Below are 17794 nucleotides of genomic sequence, written 5' to 3' on the forward strand. Positions count from 1 at the left end.
GGCGTGACGGCGTGGGTGTCGCCGGCCGGGTGGTCAGGTGGTCGAGTTTCCCTTTGCGGGCCTCCTCCTCCGGCGTTGCGTCACGGCACCTGACCCCGACAAGAACAGCTACTACGTCTCGTCGTAACATTCTCTACTACAGGATGTAGTAGAGAATGACGTGTAGCCAGGCTACGTGTAGGGTGACTACGACAAGGATGCCAACCTACGGAGGGCCGGCCATGGACACCCTGCTCCTCGCCCGCCTGCAGTTCGCCACCACCACCTCGATCCACTTCCTGTTCGTGGTGGTCACGCTCGGGCTGGTCACCCTGCTGGTCGGGATGCAGACCGCCTGGGTGCTCACGGGCAACCCGAAGTGGGAGCGGCTCACCCGGTACTGGGGCCAGCTCTACGTCATCAACTACGTGCTCGGCATCGCCACCGGCATCGTGATGGAGTTCCAGTTCGGGCTGAACTGGAGTGGCCTGTCGCGCTACGTCGGCAACGTCTTCGGCGCGCCGCTGGCCATCGAGACGCTCGTGGCGTTCTTCCTGGAGTCCACATTCCTCGGCATGTGGATCTTCGGATGGCACCGACTCCGCAAGGGCGTCCACCTCGCGCTGCTCTGGGGTGTGGCCATCACCGCGTACGCCTCGGCGTTCTGGATCATGGTGGCCAACTCCTGGCTGCAACACCCGGTCGGGTACGAGGTGCGCGACGGGATCGCCCACCTCACCGACTTCGGCGCGCTGCTCACCAACCCCAGCCTCGGCATGGCGTTCGGGCACGTGGTGTCGGCCGCGCTCCTGGTCGGCGGGATGCTCATGGCGGCCGTCAGCGCCGGGCACCTGATCCGGCGTACGCCCGACTTCGTGCTGTTCGGCACCTCGCTGCGGGTCGGCCTGGTCACCGCGGCGCTGGCGATCACGATGGTGCAGGGCTTCGGCTTCGCCCAGTTCGGCCCGGTCGGCTCGGTGCAGCCGACCAAATTCGGCGGTAACAACCCGGAGGCGCAGGCACAGATCGCCGAGTGGACCACGCGGTTCGGCCCCGGCGACTACGCGCCGCCGGTGCTGGCCAGCGTCGGGCTGGGCTTCATGATCCTGATCGGCTTCACCCTCGGTTGCGTCTGGCTGCTGCTCCCGCTGCTCTTCCGCGACTGGATCATCCGGCTGCGTTTCCCGCTCTGGCTGATCCTGCTCGCTTCGCCCCTGCCGTTCATCGCGGTGATCCTCGGCTGGATCGCCCGTGAGGTGGGCCGTCAGCCCTGGGTGGCGTACGGGCTGCTCCCCACCGAACAGGCCGTCTCCCCGGTCGGCGCACCGGTGATGCTCACCTCGCTGATCGGCTTCAGCCTGCTGCTCGGCACCCTCGCCGTCACCAATTGGGTGCTGCTCGCCCGCCACGCGGCACGCGGTGCGGCCGATCCGGCCCTCGGCCGCCCACCGGCAGCACCCGGCGAGCCGGCCCACCCCGAACCCGCCCTCGCCTGAGCGACTGAGGAGACTCACCGTGGACCTCGCCTGGTACGCCCTGCTCGGCCTCTTCTTCGGCGGCTACCTGGTGCTCGCCGGCTACGACTACGGCGTCGGGCTGCTGCTCGCCCGGGGCGGTGGACCCACCGGGCGGCGCGCCGCCCTCACCGCGCTCGGCCCGTTCTTCCTCGGCAACGAGGTCTGGCTGGTGGCCGCCGTGGGCATCCTCTTCGGCGCCTTCCCGGTGCTGGAGGGCGAACTGCTGTCCGGTTGCTATCCGGCGGTCGCCGGCGCCCTGGTCGGGGTCATCCTGGTCACCGCCGGGGTGCAGCTGCGCAGCCGGCCGGCCGACGAGCGGATCCGGGCCCGCTGGGACCGGATGGTGGTGGTCGGCAGCGCGCTCGCCGCGCTGGGCTGGGGCGTGCTGCTCGCCGCGCTCCTGCAGGGCGTACCCCGCCAGGCCGACGGGCACGTGGCCGGGGTGTCGCACCTGGCCACGCCGTTCGCGGCCGCCGCCGGGCTGGCCATGGTCGCCCTGGTCGCGGTGCACGGTGCGACCTTCCTCACCCTGCGACTGCCGGTCGCCGACGCCGCCGTGGTCGGCCGCACCGCCCGCCGGCTGGTGCCGGTGGCGCTCTGCGCGGTCGCCCTGGCCACCGTCGTGGGCCTGCTTTCCCCCCGGGTACGCGACGCTGTCGAGCGACCGGCGGTGGCCGTACTCCTGCCGGTGCTGCTGGCGGCGGCGCTGCTGGCGGCCCGCGCGGCGCTGGCGCGGCGGCGGCCGGGGTGGGCCCTGGCCGCCACCGGCGCGGCACTGGCATTGCCGGTGGCGCTGGTCGGCGCGGCCCTGTGGCCCTACGTGCTGGTGTCCACGACCGACCCGGGCGCCTCGCTGACGGTGGCCGACGCCGCCGCGAGCGCACCGACGCTACGGCTGCTCGGCTGGGTGGCGCTGCCGCTGCTGCCGGCCCTACTAGGCTTCCAGGCAATGTGCTGGTGGGTTTTCCGGGGACGGACCGACGGCAGGGCACCGGTGTACTGGTGAACCGCCGTCCCTTCGACCCGCGTCTCCTGCGCCGGGTCCCTGCGGCCCGGCGCGACCTTGCCGTGCTCGCCCTGCTCGGCGTGCTCGCCGCCGGGCTGATCGTGGCGCAGGCCACGGCGCTGGCGGCGGTGCTGGCCACCGGTATCGGCGGGCGACTGGACCGGCCGGCGCTGGCCGGGTTCCTGGTCGCGGTCGCCGCCCGGGCGGCGCTGGTCTGGGCTCAGGGGACGGTGTCGGCGCGGGTCGCCGCCACGGTCAAGGCCGCGTTGCGGGCCGACCTGCTCGGTGCGGTCGGCCGACACGGGCCGGGTTGGGTGGCCGGGCAGCGGGCCGGTCAGCTCGCCACCCTGGCCGGCCGTGGGCTGGACGCGCTGGACGCGTACTTCACCGGGTACCTGCCGCAGTTGGTGCTCAGCGTGACGGTGCCGCTGGCCGTGCTGGCCCGGATCGTCGTCGCCGACTGGAGTTCGGCGGTCATCATCGCGCTGACCCTGCCGCTGATCCCGGTCTTCGGCGCGCTGCTGGGCTGGCAGGCGCAGGCGGCCACCGAGCGGCAGTGGCGTCGGCTGTCCCTGCTGGGCGGGCACTTCCTGGACATGGTCGCCGGGCTGCCCACGCTGCGCGCGTTCGGCCGTGCCCGAGCGCAGACCGAGGTGGTCCGCCGGATGGCCGACGGGCACCGGGTCGCCACCATGAAGACGCTGCGGATCGCGTTCCTGTCCGCGCTGGTGCTGGAGCTGGTCGCCACCCTCTCGGTGGCGCTGGTCGCGGTGCCGGTCGGCATCCGCCTGCTCGGCGGGGGCCTGGCCCTGCAGACGGCGCTGCTGGTGCTGCTGCTCACCCCGGAGGCGTACCTGCCACTGCGGGCCGCCGGCAGCCGCTTCCACGCCAGCATGGAAGGGCTGGCCGCGCTCGACGAGGCGCTGACCGTCTCGGCCACGCCCGCCGCACCCCGGGCGGCCGAGGGCGCGGCCACCCCGGACGGGCGCGGTGAGATCCGGTTCGAGTCGGTCACCGTGGCGTACGAGCGGACCACCGCGCTGCGCGACGTGACGCTGACCGTCCGACCCGGCGAACGGATCGCCGTCATCGGGCCCAGCGGCGCCGGCAAGAGCACACTGCTCGGCCTGCTGCTCGGCTTCGTGACCCCGACCAGCGGTCGGATCACCGTGGACGGTGTGGACCTCGCCGCCGCCGACCCCGACGCCTGGCGTCGGCAGCTGGCCTGGGTGCCGCAGCGCGCCCACCTCTTCGCCGCCTCGCTGGCCGACAACATCCGGCTCGGCGCGCCGGACACGCCGCCCGAGGCGCTTGCCGCGGCGGTGCGCGACGCCGCCCTGGACGACGTGGTCGCCGGCCTGCCCGACGGCCTGGACACGCTGCTCGGTGAACGCGGGCACGGGCTGTCCAGCGGTCAGCGGCAACGGGTGGCCCTGGCCCGCGCGTTCCTCCGGGACGCCCCGGTGGTGCTGCTCGACGAGCCGACCGCCCGGCTGGACACCGCCTCCGAGGCGGTGGTGCTCGACGCCACCCGCCGACTGGTCACCGGGCGGACGGCGCTGCTGGTCGCGCACCGGCCGGCGCTGCTGGCCGACGCCGACCGGATCCTGCGCATCGAGGACGGCCGGGTCACCGAGCTGACGCCGACACCGAAGGTGGCCCGATGAACGCGACACCGGCCGGACGCGGGGTCGCCGAACGGGCGGTGCTGCGACTGGCCCGCCCGTACCTGGGCCGCCTGGTCGGCGCGGGGCTGCTCGCCGCCGCCACCGAGTTCGCCGGGCTGGCCCTGATGGCCACCGCGACCTGGCTGCTGATGAGCGCCGCCGGCCGGCCGCCCCTGGACCGGCTCACCGTGGCGATCGTCGCGGTCCGGGCGCTCGCGATCAGCCGGGGCGTGTTCCGCTACACCGAGCGGCTCGCCGGGCACGACGCGGTGCTCCGCATGATCACCGACGTGCGGGCTCGGGTGTTCGCCACCCTCGCGGCCCGCCGTACCGCCGGGCACCGCTCGGGGGACGTGCTGAGCCGGCTGGTCTCCGACGTCGAAGCCGTCCAGGACCTGCTGTTGCGGGTGCTGGTGCCCGGCTCGGCGGCGGTCCTCGTCGGGGTGCTGGCCGTGGGCGGTGCGGTGCTGATCTCGCCGCCGGCCGGCGCGGCGCTCGCCGTCGGGCTGCTCGTCGCCGGAGTGGCGCTGCCCGCACTGGCCGTCGTGGTCACCCGACGCAGCGCGGCCGAGGTGGCCCCACTGCGCGGCGCGCTGGCGACCGACGCGATCGACCTCACCCACGGCGCTGCCGATCTGGCCGCGTTCGGCGCGACCGACTCCGCGCTGCACGCCGCTCAGCAGCGGGCCGGCCGGTTGGCCCGGCTGGAACGCCGGCTGGCCGCGACCGGGTTCGCGGTGGACGCCGCCGGGGTGCTGGTCGGCGGGCTGACCGCCGCCGTGGTGGTGCTGGCCGCGCTGGCCGCCGACGTGTCGGGGGTGCTGGTCGGTGTGCTGGCCGTCGGCTCGCTGGCCGCCGTCGAGGTGGCGCTGGCCCTGGTCGCGGCGGCCCGACAGTGGACCCAGCTGCGGCCCGGCCTGACCCGGGTTGCCGCCCTGCTCGACGAGGGCGCGCCCACCCCCCCGCCCGCCGACGGCGGCGGGGACCTCGCCGGCCCGTACGACCTGCGCTTCGTCGGGGTGACCGTGCGGTACCGGGCCGGCGCCGCGCCCGCCCTGGACGCCGTCAGCCTGGATCTGCCCGCCGGTCGACGAATCGCGGTGGTCGGCCCGAGCGGCGCCGGCAAGAGCACCCTGGCCGCCGTGCTGACCGGGGCGGTCCGGCCCGCGTCCGGCCGGGTCGAACTGGGCGGGCGGGACCTGTCCGCGTACACCGAGCAGGAGCTGCCCCGAGTGGTCGGCGGGCTGCTCGCCGAGGCGTACGTCTTCCACGCGACCGTCCGGGAGAACCTCCTGCTCGGGCGTGCCGGGGCGGACGACGACGAGCTGGCCGCGGCCACCGCCGCCGCCGGCCTGCTGGACTGGGTACGCGCCCAGCCGGCCGGCTGGGACACCCTGGTCGGAGAGGAGGGTGGCCAGCTCTCCGGTGGCCAGCGGCAACGGCTCGCGCTCGCCCGGGCGTTGCTCGCCGCGCCGCCCGTGCTGGTGCTCGACGAGCCCACCGAAGGGCTGGATCCGACCGCCGCGGACGCCGTGCTCGCGTCCGCCCTCGCCGCCACCCCCGCCGGGCACTCGGTGCTGCTGATCAGCCACCGGCTCAGCGGGCTGGCCGAGCTGGACGAGATCGTCGTCCTCGACGGCGGGCGGGTGATCCAACGTGGCCGGCACGGCGACCTGGTTGCCACCCCCGGCTGGTACCGGGACCAGTGGCTGCTGCAGGAGGCGGCCGAACGCGGGTACCTGGCGCTCGCCCCCTGACCCGGCTCGGGGACGGACCAGGGTTCCCCCGGACGTCGGCGCGCCGAAGTCGTGGCAGGGTGGTGCCATGCCGCGCTGTGAGGACGTGTTGGTCGACGAGCACCTGCGGGAGCTGGCCGCCCGGTTGCAGGGCCCTGCGCGCCTGAAGACCGACCTGCTGACCGAGGCCCGGCACGGGCTGCTGGACGCCGTCGAGGCGTACCGCGAGAGCGGGGTGCCACCGACCGAGGCGCAGCGCCGCGCGGTAGCCGAGTTCGGCTCGCCGGCGCAGCTGCTGCCCTCCTGGCAGGCCGAGCTGGCGATGGCCGCGCTGCGCGGGTTCGCCCTGCGGATGCTCGCGATCGCCGGGGTCGGGGTGGCCGCCGGCGACCTGACCTGGCGGGGGGCGAGCTGGAGCGACGGCCCCCGCCCACCGGCCGTCTACCTGCTGCTCGCCAACTCGGTCGACTGGATCTGGATGGGCGCGCTGCTGCTGTCCGTGGCCGGTCTGCTGGTGGTCACGGCGAGCGCCCGTACGTCCCGGCCGGGCCTGGCCGTCGCGCAGCGCGCGGTGGGCGCCGGCCTGACCGCTGCGCTGGCCCTGGGCATGGTGGCCGGCGGTGCCCTCTTCACCTGGTCACTCGGCCTCTGGGACGCGGCGCTGAGCTGGCCACCGATGCTCATCGGTGTGACGGTGGCCGGCGCGGCCTACTTCTCGCTGGCCCGCGCGGCGCGCGGGTGGATGCTGGCCACCGCGCGCTGAGAGGTGCCGCCCACGGGCGGATGCGAGCTCAGGCCGGGCTGCCGGATGGGCTGCCCGGGTCGAGGAAGCGGCCGACGGTCGACTGGAACTCGTGCCAACCGGCGCGCTCCCCGGCCAGCGCCCGCCGGCCGGCGTCGGTGAGCTGGTACGTCCGTCGCTCCCGACCGTTGACGGTGCTCCACGTGCTCGCCACGTGCCCGGCCCGCTCCAGCCGCCGCAGCGCCGGATAGATGGTGCCGGTGGGCAGGTCGAGGTTGCCGTCGCTGCGCGCGCGCAGTGCCTCGATGATGGCGTAGCCGTGCAGCGCGCCCTGTTCGAGAACGGCGAGCAGCAGGGCGTCGAGGTGGCCGTGCAGCGCCTGGGCCTTCATGTGTAGCTACGCTACTTGTTCGACGGCCGGTCCGCCAGCGGCCGCGATCCGCAGGCCCGACCGGGTGCGGGGTGCCGCCACCGGGGTGCGGGCTCCGGTCTTCCCGAGCAGCCGACTAGGGTATGTGCCCAGAGTCACTCGCCGGACCGAGACGCCGGCGGGTGGGCAACCCGAAGCACACGGAGGTCAGCGTGGCCCGCCAGTCGCCCCAACGGCCCGACGCCGACGAGCCCGAGCTCGACGACACCACCGGCGCGGCCGAGCCAGATGACGTCGAGGAGACCGGCAGCGCGTCCGCCCCGGCCGACCGGACGCTCTGGGACGAGCTGCGGATCGACCCGGTGGAGATCGCCCTGCCCGCCGGCACCGGTTTCACGCTGCGCGCGTACCGGCCGGCGGGGGAGCTGACCCCGACCGACGTGACCGAGCGCGACCAGGACGACCCGTTCCTCGCGCGCCGTCAGGTGATCGAGGAGGAGGACGACGAGACCGTCGTCATCCTCGACGAGGAGCTGGCCGAGGAGTTCGCCGAAAGCGACGAGGACGAGCCGTCGCGCCGCCGGGACGCCGACGCGACCTCCGACGCCGACGACGAGGCGGACGACGAGGCCGCCACGGACGAGTCGGACGACGAGGAGGTGCCGGTCTTCCTCAGCCACCGGGGCAAGCTGCTGCTGTTCAAGACCCCCGAGTCGTTGGTCAGTTTCATCCGATCCGGCGCGCCCAACGATCTGTCCCAACTGGACAGCTGGAATGAATTGTCCGAACGGGTGGAGCCGGCCGACATCGCTCCGCTCGACGAGGACACGTACGAGCTCGACCTCGTGGTGGAGAACCTGCGCGGCGGGCACGACGCCTGGGATTCGACGCTGCTGATCGAGGCCGGTGAGGTCGCGCGTGACCTGTCGTACGCGTTGCGGCTGCCTGCGGTACTCGACATGCTGTCCGCAGGCTCCAGCCTCGACAACCTGGACGAGGCCCTGCGCTCGACCGTCAACGGCGGGATCGGCGGTTTCATGGGCCGTCGGCGGCTGAAGAAGATCGGGGCACAGACCGCGAGTTTGGGCTGGCGCACCATTGTCGGCAAGATCTCTGCGGTCGTGGACTGGCGCGACTGACCCGTACCGGGGAGCATCAGTTGCTGGCAGAGGAAAGACCTGTCCCGGGAGGAGGACGACGCCGTGGCGCTCGTGCGCGTGTACTGCGGTCTGGCCTCGGCGGATCCGGCTGACCGACCGGCCTCCGCCGGTTCGACGCTGACGTCCGCTGTGGTCGACGACGCAGGCCGTCTGCTGCATGTCAGCGAGATCGGCGACGACGCCGCTGGCTACGCCCAGCTCGTCGCGCTGCTCGTGGAGCGGTCGGGCGGGCCGAGCGGTGCGGCCATCGCCGCCGACAGCGACGACCACACGGTCACCTCGCTGTTGAGCGCGGCAGGTCGACCTCTGGCGATCGCCGACGACGACTCGGTGGACGACTTCGCTGAACGCTTCGCCGACGACGACTCACTGGAGGAGATGCAGTCACCGCCGGCCGAACGACGTGCCGTCGGCCTGGCCCGCGCGTTACAGGCGGGCGCACTCTCCGCGGTCACCCTCCCCGCACCTCGGGATCTCGCCGGCTACAAGCAGGTGCTCGCCGCGCACGCCGCGCTGGCCAGTGGTCGGCACTCTGCCGCCGTGGCGCTGCGCGAGGTGCTGCGTGAGTTGTACCCGGCCGCGCTGCGCGCGTACCCGGACCCGGCCGAGCCGGTCTCCCTGGCGGTGCTGGACGCCCTGCCCGAGCCGGGCATGCTCGGCGGCACCGTCGCCCGGGGCCGCGAGGTGTCGGTCGCGGCGGACGCCATCGCCGCGCACCTCGCCGCGGACGGGGTGGCCGACGCCGAAGAGATCAACGATGCGGTGACCGCGCTGCGGGTCGCCATCTCCGAGACACCCCGTCGTGCCGCGGTGAACCGGGCGCTCACCTCCGCGGTGGCCGAGACGGTCCGCCAGGCGGTCGCCTCGGTGCGGGCCTGCGATGCCGGCTGCGAGGCGCTGGTGAGCGCGCTCAGCTCCCGCGCGAGCACACCCGCCCCGGCCCCCGGGCGACGCGCCGCCGCCCGGCGAGGCGAGACCGTCGGCGAGCTGACCGCCAACGGCCTGAGTCACACCGCCGCCGGCCTGAGCAACACCGGCGCCGGCCTGCGCGCGGTCCGACCGACGCCGGCCGCCGCTGAGCCGGCACCCACCATGGGCCGACGCAGCCGTCCCGAGCCCGCCCCGGGCAGCGCTCCGCTGGCCACGCCCCGCCCGCTCGGTCCGCCGCCGGTCGCCCCGGCCCCGGTCACCCCACCGCCGGTCGCACCCGCGCCGGTGGCTCCGGCCGCCGTCGCCGGCCCGCCGGTGTCCGCACTGCCGGTACGCGGCGAACCCGCCCCGAGCCGGATCGACGGCCCGACCAACCGGCCGGTCTCCTCGCCACCGCCTCCGCCCCCGGGGATCACCCCCATCGCGCCGGCGCAACGTGGCACGGTACCGCCGGCCGAGGCGGGCGAGCCGTTCCGCCCGACGCTGACCACCGCCGCGATCAATCACGCGCGGGCCGAGCGGCAGCGCACGGTCATCCCGCCCCGTCCCAAGACCAACGGCGAGCCCCGGCCGAGCCACCAGCAGCGGCCGATCGACGAGGCCCCCACCGGCGGGTTCAGCGCCACCGACCTGAGCATCCCCGTGCCGACGCCACGACCTGGTCAGGAGTCGGCGCCACCGGGATCGCGGGCCAACTGGCCGCTGGTCAACAACCCGGAGGACCCGAGCGACAGCTCGGCGAACAACCCGGTCGCCTACCCGTACGGTGGTGGCCGCGGCATCGACGCCCCGACCGACCCGGGTCGGGCCGACGGCCGGGTGACCCCGCCCTGGCTGGCGGACGACCTGCCGCAGGAGCCGCCCATGCTGCGGCTGGTGGAGCCGCCGCCGCTGGCCGACCGGGCGCTGCGCGAGGGCATCAACCCGCCCAGCGACCCGCACCTGGAGACGCCACCGCTGCGGCTGGTCGACCGGGAGCAGGCAGCTCGCGGCGGCCGTCCCGTGCCGCGCGTCGAGCGTGCCGCCGAGCACCGGCCTCCGCCGCCGGTCGAGCACCGGCCCCCGCCGCCGGTCGAGCATCGGCCTCCGCCGGTGGCCGACGAGGGCGACGGCGACCTGCTGATTTTCGCGCAGGCGAAGTCGGCCTGGTTCGTCGGGCAGACCGAGGAGTCCGACCTGGACTGGTCGACCACGGCCGACACCGGGTGGCAGGCAGCCGAGCAGGCGGCCCGCCCGGCGGTGGGCGCGGAGACCAACGCCGGGCTGCCGAAGCGGGTGCCGCAGGCCAACCTGGTCCCCGGTTCCCCGCTGCGCGAGGAGCGTCCACTGCGGATAGTGCGAGACGCGGCGAGCCTCGCGGAGAACACCACCGGGTACTTCCGCGGCTGGCGCCGTGGGCAGGAGATCGGCGGGTTCGCGGTGGGCGGCCGGCCGGGTCGTGAGGCCGCCGGCGGCTGGGACTTCAGCCGCGACCACGGTGACCGCGACGACGACCGGGAGTACGAGTACCGCTCCGCCGGCTACCAGTCCTGACCGGTCTCACTCCACACGCGACAATCGCGCCCCCAGTCGGCTGACTGGGGGCGCGATTCGTAGACGGGACCGGCGGCGGGAGCTACCCGGGAGAGAGGGCCGCGCACGAGTCCGCGCCGACCGTCGGGGAGACGGCCGGCGCGGTCGACGCTGGGCAGTGTGTGGCACCCGGTGGCGGCCGGAGCCACCACCGGGTGTGAAACCGTCCCGGTCAGGCCGGGGCGACGGCGCGCGTACGGCGCATGGTGAGCACGTACTCGACCAGCGAGATCAGCACGTGCTTCGTCGACTCCCGGTTACGGGCGTCGCAGGCCACGACCGGAACGTCACTGGAGATCGCCAAGGCGTCCCGGACGTCCTGCGGATCGTGGTACTGCATCCCGTCGAAGCAGTTGATGGCCACCAGGTACGGCAGCCGCCGGTGCTCGAAGAAGTCGATCGCCGCGAAGCAGTCCGCCAGCCGGCGAGTGTCCACCAGCACCACCGCGCCGATGGCACCCCGGACCAGTTCGTCCCACATGAACCAGAACCGGGTCTGACCCGGCGTACCGAACAGGTACAGGATCAGGTCACGGTCGATCGAGATCCGGCCGAAGTCCATGGCCACGGTGGTCGTCGTCTTGCCCGGCACCTGCCGGGTGTCGTCGACGCCCACGCCGGCCGAGGTCATGATGGCCTCGGTGGTCAGCGGCGTGATCTCCGAGACCGAGCCGACCAGCGTCGTCTTACCGACGCCGAACCCACCGGCGATAACGATCTTCGCCGACGTCACGCGGCCGCTCGGATTCGGCGGGCGGTGCGACATGTCAGAGCCTGCGAAGTCCACTCAGCACCCTCTCCAGCAGTTCAGTGCCCACCGCGTCGTCGGAGTCGTCCAGGATGGTCGGCTCGTGGACCGCGACCAGGCCGTCCGTCGCCATGTCGGCGATGAGCACCCGGGCCACACCGAGCGGGAGCTGCATCCGCGCCGCGATCTCGGCGAGCGATTGCACGCGTCCGTCACACAGCGCGGCGATGTACTGGTGTTCGCGGCCCTGGCCGCCGTTGCCATTGGCAGCGGCGCGGCCGCGCACCGTCGTCTCGACGAGCGCCTCCAGCGCGATGTCAAGCCGGGGACGGGTACGACCACGGGTCACGGCGTATGGACGGACCAACGCTCCGGTCGGCTCGTCACGATCGGCCATGTCGCCGCTCACCTCCTTCGTACCCGATACCGGCTCCCACCGGTGAAACTCGTCGTTGTTGTCGTTGCAGTTTCGCCGACCTCACGGTCGGCCAGGCGTCAGCCCAGCATGCCCGCGGCCGCACGCGGCTGCGGGGTCAGCGCGTCGCCCACCCGGTCGACCAGCAGTGCCATCTCGTAGCCGACCTGGCCCACGTCGGAGCTGCGGGCGGCCAGCACGGCGAAGGACGAACCGTCCGAGATGGACATCAGGAACAGGAAGCCATTGTCCATCTCCACGACGGTCTGCAGCACAGCGCCTCCCTCGAAGCAGCGAGCCGCTCCCTGGGTCAGGCTGACCAGACCGGACGCGATCGCGGCGAGCTGGTCGGCCCGGTCCCGTGGCAGGTCCCGCGACGACGCGAGAAGCAGGCCGTCCGCCGAGACCGCGACCGCGTGTGCGACACCCGGCACCCGGTCGGCGAAGTTGGCCAGCAGCCAACCAAGATCCTGCGTAGTTGTCATCCTTCTTGCTCCTTCTGCCCGCTCCCGGCCGCTGGGCCTGAGCCAGACTGCGAGGATTGCTGCCCTCCCGGAGTCTCCTCCGGGCTGGTCGGGTTGTCCGAGGTGCTACGCCCTCGCTGCACGCCCCGGTGGTAGGCGGAGAGCAGGCCACGGACCGCCTCCGGGGAGCGCCGCTGGACCGAGGTGGTGGGCTTCTCCACCGCACCCGGCACAAGCTGCGCCATCGGCTTGCGCTTCGGCAGACCGGTCGTGGTGGTCTCGGCCACCGGCGCCGCGCTGGCCGCTGCCGAGGCGGCACGCCAGCCGTCGTCGGCGGCGGTCTGCCAGCCGTTGGTCTGCTGTTGGGGCCGGCGGTTCGGCAGGCTCTCGGCGAGGCTGGGGCGGGTGCCCCCGTTCGCTGTCGACCCGTTGTCCCGCGGCGCTCCTCCGGCCGTCGGAGTGTCTGCCATCGGTGTGTTACCTGTCGTTCCGGGTGGTGTCTTGTGGACTGCCGGAGCGCCCGCCTCGACCGTGGCGAACTGCTGGGTCGCGGCGCCGCCGTTCGCCGGCTTGGCGGCTGCCGCCTCCTCGGGACCGGGACGTCGGGTACGGAACCAGGCCGACTCGAGCTCCCGGAAGATCGGCAGCTCCATCGTCTCGTCCGCGTACCGCTGCCGGTTCTGGGCCTGCGGCTGCTGCGGTGCCGGCCGGCTCTGCGGGGCGGCAGGGGCCGGAGCCGGTGCCGGCGGCTGGGCCTCGGCGGCCGGCGGCTCGCCGGGGCGGGGCACCCGCGGCAGCTCCGTCGTCATGTCCAGGGCGGCGGCGAGCCGCTCGGGCACCGGCGGGGTCGCCGTCTCCCGGTCGCCACCTGGCACCGGCGGCCAGGCCGGGGGTGCGGGAGCGCTGGGCGCCTGGGCCGGAGGTGCGCTGGCCGCCTGGGCGGGCGGGGCGGAACGGGGCACGAAGCCGCTGAACGACTGGCCGGCGGCCGGCGGCGCCGAGTACGGCTGCCCGGAGTACGGCGACGCCGACACCGGGGACGCCGACACCGGCGGACCGGCGTACGGCTGACCGGAGGCCGGGACGGCGGACACCGGCGCACCGCCGTACGGCGCACCCGAGTAGGGCTGGCCGGAGTACGGCTGACCCGAGGCCGGCGAGGCGGACACCGGCGCACCGGAGTACGGCTGCGAGGAGACCGGCGGCACCGAGTACGGGTGTGCCTCCGGGCTGCTGGGCAGCTGCCGCGGGATGGCCTGTTGCGGGCCGGTCGTGGAGGGCTCGTCGCCCGCCCGGCGCTGCGGCAGCGGGTCGATCGGCTGGCCGTTGGCCGGCCGAGGCGTGAACCCGTCGCCGCCGTTGACGCCGTTCGTCCCGGCCGCGCCGGTCAGGTCGGACCACGCCGGCATCGAGCGGTAACCACCCGAGTTGGCGGGAGTGCCGGCACCGTTGCGCGGCGCCGGGTCGAACGGCCGGCCGCCCAGGGTGACCTGGTTGCCGGACTCGCTCGGGCGGGGGCCGTTGCCCAGCGCGGGCAGCGCGCCGAAGGCGGGAATGGGCGCACCGTTCTGTGCGCCGCCGCCGGCTGCGGGCAGGGCCGGAGGCTGCTGCACCCGGCCGGAGAGCGCCCGGGGCACCAGCACCGAGGTGGGCAGCGTCACGTCCGCGACCGTGCCCCGGTCGGCACCCGGACGCAGCTCGACCCGGACCCCGTGCCGGGACGCCAGTCGGGCGACCACGACCAGGCCCATCATCCGGGAGACGGCCACGTCCACCTGCGGCGGCGTCGCCAGCCGCTCGTTGAGGTCCTGCAACTGCTCGCGGCTGATTCCGATACCGCGGTCCTCGACGTAGAGCGAGGCGCGGTCGCCGACCCGACGGGCCTCGACCATCACCTGCGAGTCGGGCGGCGAGAACGCGGTGGCGTTGTCGAACAGCTCGGCGACGAGGTGCACCAGGTCGTTGACCGCGTGCGCGGCGACCTCGATGTCGCGGTCGATGACCCCGAACTCGATCCGGGTGTAGTGCTCGACCTCGGACTGCGCGGCGCGCAGCACGTCGATGAGGGCGGCCGGCTCGCGTTGCACACGGGTGGAGTCGGCACCGGCGAGCACCAGCAGGTTTTCGTCGTTGCGGCGCATCCGGGTGGCCAGGTGGTCGAGCTGGAACAGCTCGGCCAGGCGGTCCGGGTCCTCCTCGCCGCGCTCCAGCCGGTCGAGGTGCCCGATGAGGCGGTCGACCAGGATCTGGGAACGGCGGGCCAGGTTGACGAACATGGTGGCGACGGAGGCGCGCAGCGCGGCCTGCTCGGCGGCCGTACGGACGGCCTCCAGGTGGACCGCGTTGAACGCCTCGGTCACCTGACCGAACTCGTCCCTGCTGCGGACCGGCAGCGGCTCGGCGATCTGGTTGGCCAGCTCGACCGGGGAGAGCTGCCCGACGACCTGCGGGTCGCGCAGACGGGCCACCGCCTGCGGCAGGCCGTACTGGGCGACGGACAGGGCGCCCTGGCGCAGCTCACGCAGCGAGCGAGCCATCGAGCGGGCGACCAGGTAGGCGAAGAGGATGGCCAGCAGCAGCATGCTGAGCAGCAGGCCGGTCTCCAGGAAGACCTGACGTTGGACGTCGGAGCGCAGGTTGTCGGCCTCGGTGACCACGTCGTTGTCGAGCTTCGTCTCGACGGCGCGGATCAGCTTGGCGTTGGCCGTCATCGCGGATTCCCACTGGTCGGGGCCGAACGGCGCCCCGCGCATCTCCCCGGTGGTGTTGCCGTCGATCCAGCCGGTGTAGTTCTGCGCCTCCCGGCGGTCACCACCGGCGACCGTCTGGTCGTGGAACTTCGCCTCGTCCGGGCTGGCCACCGCCTTGAAGCTCTGCAACGCCTGCTGCTGGCCGGTGCCGCTGGCGATGTAGTCGGTACGCAGCACCGGGGTCATCCGCTGCGCGCCGAGCGCGCGGTGGACGACGACCCGGCGTACGGAGAGGAACTCCTTTTCCCGGGCGACCGCAGCGGCGGCGCGCATCCGGTCGCTCAGGTCGCTGTCACCGGCGAGCTGCGTGGCCGAGTCACGGATGGCGAGCAGGTCGCTGATCAGGCCCTCGTAGGCCTGAATGGTCTCGGTCAGCTTGAGCTTGCCGGCGAACACCTGGCTGCGAACGCCCGGCAGGTCCTTCAGGGACTGGTCGATCCCGTCGAGCTGCCCCTCCAGGCTGCTCGGCAGGTCCTCGACCTCGGCCCGCTGCTGCCGGTAGGGGCCGGTCGCCTGGTCCACCCGGGAGTTCACCCGGTTGAACGCCTCCTGGTACTGCGCCTTCGGTTGCGTCCCGGCCGCCTGTAGCAGCAGCACGGCGCTGGTCCGCTCGTCCTGCAGCGTGTCGACCAGGTCGCCCGAATAGCTCGACAGGTTTGCCAGGTCGCCAGCTCGGTTGGCATTGCTGAGCGTTTCCAGGTGGTCGACGAGACCACTGGTGCCCACGACGACCGTGGCGATGGTCGGCACGATCATGATGAGACCGAGCTTGGACCAGATCGGCATGTCCCGGAGCCGGCTGGCCGGCCGGCGCAGCCGCGACAGGAAGGAGCCCGCCGTCTTTGGCCGTTTGCTCACGTCACCGCCCTCGCGATTACAGCTTGAACGCGTTGCCCCGGGCAACGCCCAGCGACCGACCCGGCGGGTCGGACCCCCGAGATTCCATCACGACGCCCGGCAAGAAGAAAGCCCAGGTTGTCACCCGCCGAAGGTGTGATGAGATGTTGATACGATTTGATAGCAGTCTGTCTGGCCGGAGTAACTGAAGGTAATGAAACATCCGCACCGCGTTGTCCTGCTCGCTGGGCCTTCGGGCTCCGGAAAGTCGTACATAGCTCAGCAAACCGGCTTGCCGGTGCTCTGCCTGGACGACTTCTACAAAGACGGTGATGACCCTACGTTGCCGCACCGAAACGGCCAGGTCGATTGGGAATCACCCGACTCGTGGGACGCTCTGACGGCGGTCGAAACGATTGCCCAACTGGCCCGCCATGGTCGGGCCGATGTGCCGGTTTATGCGATCGGCGCGGATCGAAGGGTGGCCACCCGGCCATTTGATGTCGCCGGGTCGCCAATCTTCGTCGCGGAAGGGATCTTCGCCGCCGAGATCGTCGAGGAGTGCCGCCGCCGCGGGTTGCTCGCCGGGGCGTACGCGCTGCGACGCCCGCGCGCAGCGACCTTCGTACGCCGGCTGGCCCGTGACCTCGCCGAGCAGCGCAAGGCGCCCCGGGTGCTGGTGCGGCGCGGGGTGGCGTTGCTGCGGGCCGAACCCGCCGTGCTGCGCCGGCAGACCGGGCTCGGTGCCGAGGCGGCCCGCGCGCGGGAGGTGCTGCGCCGGGTGGCCGGCCTGCTCGCCGGCCACCCGCACCACTGACGGTCAGGCCAGCAGCTTGGCGTACGCCGGCTTGATCACCTCATCGATGATCCGCAGTCGCTCGTCGAACGGGATGAAGGCGCTCTTCATCGCGTTGATGGTGAACCACTGCAACTCCCGCCAGCCGTAGCCGAAGGTGTCCACCAGCAGCGACATCTCGCGGGACATCGACGTGCCGCTCATCAGCCGGTTGTCGGTGTTGACGGTGACCCGGAACCGCAGGTCCCGCAGCAGGCCGATCGGGTGGTCCGCGATCGAGTCCACCGCCCCGGTCTGCACGTTCGACGACGGGCACAGCTCCAGCGGGATGCGCTTGTCCCGCACGTACGCGGCCAGCCGGCCGAGCGCGCCGTCGGAGGCGATGTCGTCGACGATCCGCACCCCGTGACCGAGCCGGTCCGCGCCGCACCACTGGATCGCCTGCCAGATCGACGGCAGGCCGAACGCCTCGCCGGCGTGGATGGTGAAGTGGAAGTTCTCCCGTTGCAGGTACTCGAAGGCGTCCAGGTGCCGGGTGGGCGGGAAGCCCGCCTCGGCGCCCGCGATGTCGAAGCCGACCACCCCGGCGTCCCGGTGCCGCACCGCCAGCTCGGCGATCTCCTGCGATCGGGCGGCGTGCCGCATCGCGGTGAGCAGGGTGCCCACCCGGATGCTCAGGCCCGCCTCGACGGCCTGCGCGGTGCCCTCGGCGAACCCGGCGAGCACCGCCTCGACCACCTCGTCGAGACTCAGATCCTGTTCCAGGTGCTGCTCCGGGGCGAAACGCACCTCGGCGTAGACCACGCCGTCGGCGGCCAGGTCCAGGGCGCACTCGCGGGCCACCCGGCGCAGCGCGGGCGCGGTCTGCATGACCGCCACCGTGTGCGCGAACGTCTCGAGGTAGCGCTCCAGCGAGCCCGAGTCCGCCGCCTCGACAAACCAGCGCCCGAGCGCCTCCGGGTCGGTGGTGGGCAGCTCGTGGCCGACCTCCGCGGCCAGCTCGACGATCGTCGCCGGCCGCAGCCCGCCGTCGAGGTGGTCGTGCAGCAGCGCCTTCGGGACCTTGACGATGTCCTCGTATCGGATAGTTGCGACCATGCTCAGA

The 17794-nt window shown here is 73.4% G+C and carries 14 protein-coding genes; 8 read left to right on the top strand and 6 right to left on the bottom strand.

The genetic code is table 11. From position 1 onward, the window contains the following. Positions 1 to 221: 221 nt before the first annotated feature. The 5 genes from O7620_RS19725 to O7620_RS19745 all read left to right on the top strand — a co-directional run bounded on the left by O7620_RS19725 (position 222) and on the right by O7620_RS19745 (position 6668). Positions 222 to 1475, top strand: a complete 1254-nt coding sequence (locus tag O7620_RS19725) for a cytochrome ubiquinol oxidase subunit I (protein WP_278124338.1) — start codon at positions 222 to 224, stop codon at positions 1473 to 1475. A gap of 19 nt (positions 1476 to 1494) precedes the next feature. Next, positions 1495 to 2502, top strand: coding sequence for a cytochrome d ubiquinol oxidase subunit II (locus tag O7620_RS19730; RefSeq protein WP_151492654.1), 1008 nt, complete (start codon positions 1495 to 1497; stop codon positions 2500 to 2502). After that, a complete protein-coding gene (gene cydD / locus O7620_RS19735; RefSeq protein WP_278124339.1) occupies positions 2499 to 4169 on the top strand; it encodes a thiol reductant ABC exporter subunit CydD in 1671 nt (556 codons plus the stop codon). Before O7620_RS19730 ends, cydD begins: the two co-directional genes overlap by 4 nt. Further along, positions 4166 to 5926: a thiol reductant ABC exporter subunit CydC gene (cydC, locus tag O7620_RS19740; RefSeq protein WP_278124341.1), complete on the top strand. Its 1761-nt coding sequence runs from the start codon at positions 4166 to 4168 to the stop codon at positions 5924 to 5926. Before cydD ends, cydC begins: the two co-directional genes overlap by 4 nt. A 67-nt stretch (positions 5927 to 5993) precedes the next feature. Next, a complete protein-coding gene (locus tag O7620_RS19745) occupies positions 5994 to 6668 on the top strand; it encodes a permease prefix domain 1-containing protein (protein WP_151492657.1) in 675 nt (224 codons plus the stop codon). A gap of 28 nt (positions 6669 to 6696) precedes the next feature. On the opposite strand, the gene O7620_RS19750 is transcribed toward O7620_RS19745, so the two are convergent. Beyond that, positions 6697 to 7038: a helix-turn-helix transcriptional regulator gene (locus tag O7620_RS19750; RefSeq protein WP_278124343.1), complete on the bottom strand. Its 342-nt coding sequence runs from the start codon at positions 7036 to 7038 to the stop codon at positions 6697 to 6699. Positions 7039 to 7199: 161 nt separating this feature from the next. Here O7620_RS19750 and O7620_RS19755 point away from each other — a divergent pair, with 161 nt between their 5' ends. Both O7620_RS19755 and O7620_RS19760 read left to right on the top strand, forming a co-directional pair. After that, the gene (locus tag O7620_RS19755; protein WP_278124345.1) at positions 7200 to 8156 is read left to right on the top strand and encodes a DNA primase; all 957 of its coding nucleotides are present in this window, start codon (positions 7200 to 7202) and stop codon (positions 8154 to 8156) included. 39 nt (positions 8157 to 8195) lie between these two features. Continuing rightward, complete coding sequence (locus O7620_RS19760) at positions 8196 to 10640, top strand: transposase (RefSeq protein ID WP_278127063.1); 2445 nt, start codon at positions 8196 to 8198, stop codon at positions 10638 to 10640. Positions 10641 to 10851: 211 nt separating this feature from the next. On the opposite strand, the gene O7620_RS19765 is transcribed toward O7620_RS19760, so the two are convergent. The 4 genes from O7620_RS19765 to O7620_RS19780 all read right to left on the bottom strand — a co-directional run bounded on the left by O7620_RS19765 (position 10852) and on the right by O7620_RS19780 (position 15914). Continuing rightward, a complete protein-coding gene (locus O7620_RS19765; protein ID WP_007455465.1) occupies positions 10852 to 11445 on the bottom strand; it encodes an ATP/GTP-binding protein in 594 nt (197 codons plus the stop codon). A 1-nt stretch (position 11446) separates the two neighbouring features. Further along, positions 11447 to 11824, bottom strand: coding sequence for a DUF742 domain-containing protein (locus O7620_RS19770; protein WP_030329021.1), 378 nt, complete (start codon positions 11822 to 11824; stop codon positions 11447 to 11449). 98 nt (positions 11825 to 11922) lie between these two features. Then, positions 11923 to 12327: a roadblock/LC7 domain-containing protein gene (locus O7620_RS19775; protein WP_007455462.1), complete on the bottom strand. Its 405-nt coding sequence runs from the start codon at positions 12325 to 12327 to the stop codon at positions 11923 to 11925. Beyond that, positions 12324 to 15914 carry a nitrate- and nitrite sensing domain-containing protein gene (locus O7620_RS19780; RefSeq protein ID WP_278124347.1) on the bottom strand — a complete coding sequence of 1197 codons (3591 nt, stop codon included), beginning with the start codon at positions 15912 to 15914 and terminating at the stop codon, positions 12324 to 12326. Before O7620_RS19780 ends, O7620_RS19775 begins: the two co-directional genes overlap by 4 nt. A gap of 460 nt (positions 15915 to 16374) precedes the next feature. On the opposite strand from O7620_RS19780, the gene O7620_RS19785 reads away from it, so the two are divergent. Next, entirely contained in the window at positions 16375 to 16710 is a 336-nt protein-coding gene (locus tag O7620_RS19785) for a hypothetical protein (RefSeq protein ID WP_225854347.1), read from the top strand. A gap of 3 nt (positions 16711 to 16713) precedes the next feature. Here O7620_RS19785 and O7620_RS19790 read toward each other — a convergent pair whose 3' ends face one another. Further along, positions 16714 to 17787 (bottom strand): adenosine deaminase, encoded by a 1074-nt coding sequence (locus O7620_RS19790; protein ID WP_151489383.1) that lies wholly within the window; start codon positions 17785 to 17787, stop codon positions 16714 to 16716. Positions 17788 to 17794: the final 7 nt, after the last annotated feature.

Origin of the sequence: Micromonospora sp. WMMD710 (assembly GCF_029626045.1) — a bacterium.
GTDB lineage: Bacteria > Actinomycetota > Actinomycetes > Mycobacteriales > Micromonosporaceae > Micromonospora.

Coding starts and splice junctions, on each gene's coding strand:
- O7620_RS19770 (WP_030329021.1), bottom strand. CDS start 11,824: ATGGCCGATCGTGACGAGCCGACCGGAGCGTTGGTCCGTCCATACGCC.
- O7620_RS19725 (WP_278124338.1), top strand. CDS start 222: ATGGACACCCTGCTCCTCGCCCGCCTGCAGTTCGCCACCACCACCTCG.
- O7620_RS19745 (WP_151492657.1), top strand. CDS start 5,994: ATGCCGCGCTGTGAGGACGTGTTGGTCGACGAGCACCTGCGGGAGCTG.
- O7620_RS19765 (WP_007455465.1), bottom strand. CDS start 11,445: ATGTCGCACCGCCCGCCGAATCCGAGCGGCCGCGTGACGTCGGCGAAG.
- O7620_RS19790 (WP_151489383.1), bottom strand. CDS start 17,787: ATGGTCGCAACTATCCGATACGAGGACATCGTCAAGGTCCCGAAGGCG.
- cydC (WP_278124341.1), top strand. CDS start 4,166: ATGAACGCGACACCGGCCGGACGCGGGGTCGCCGAACGGGCGGTGCTG.
- O7620_RS19775 (WP_007455462.1), bottom strand. CDS start 12,327: ATGACAACTACGCAGGATCTTGGTTGGCTGCTGGCCAACTTCGCCGAC.
- O7620_RS19750 (WP_278124343.1), bottom strand. CDS start 7,038: ATGAAGGCCCAGGCGCTGCACGGCCACCTCGACGCCCTGCTGCTCGCC.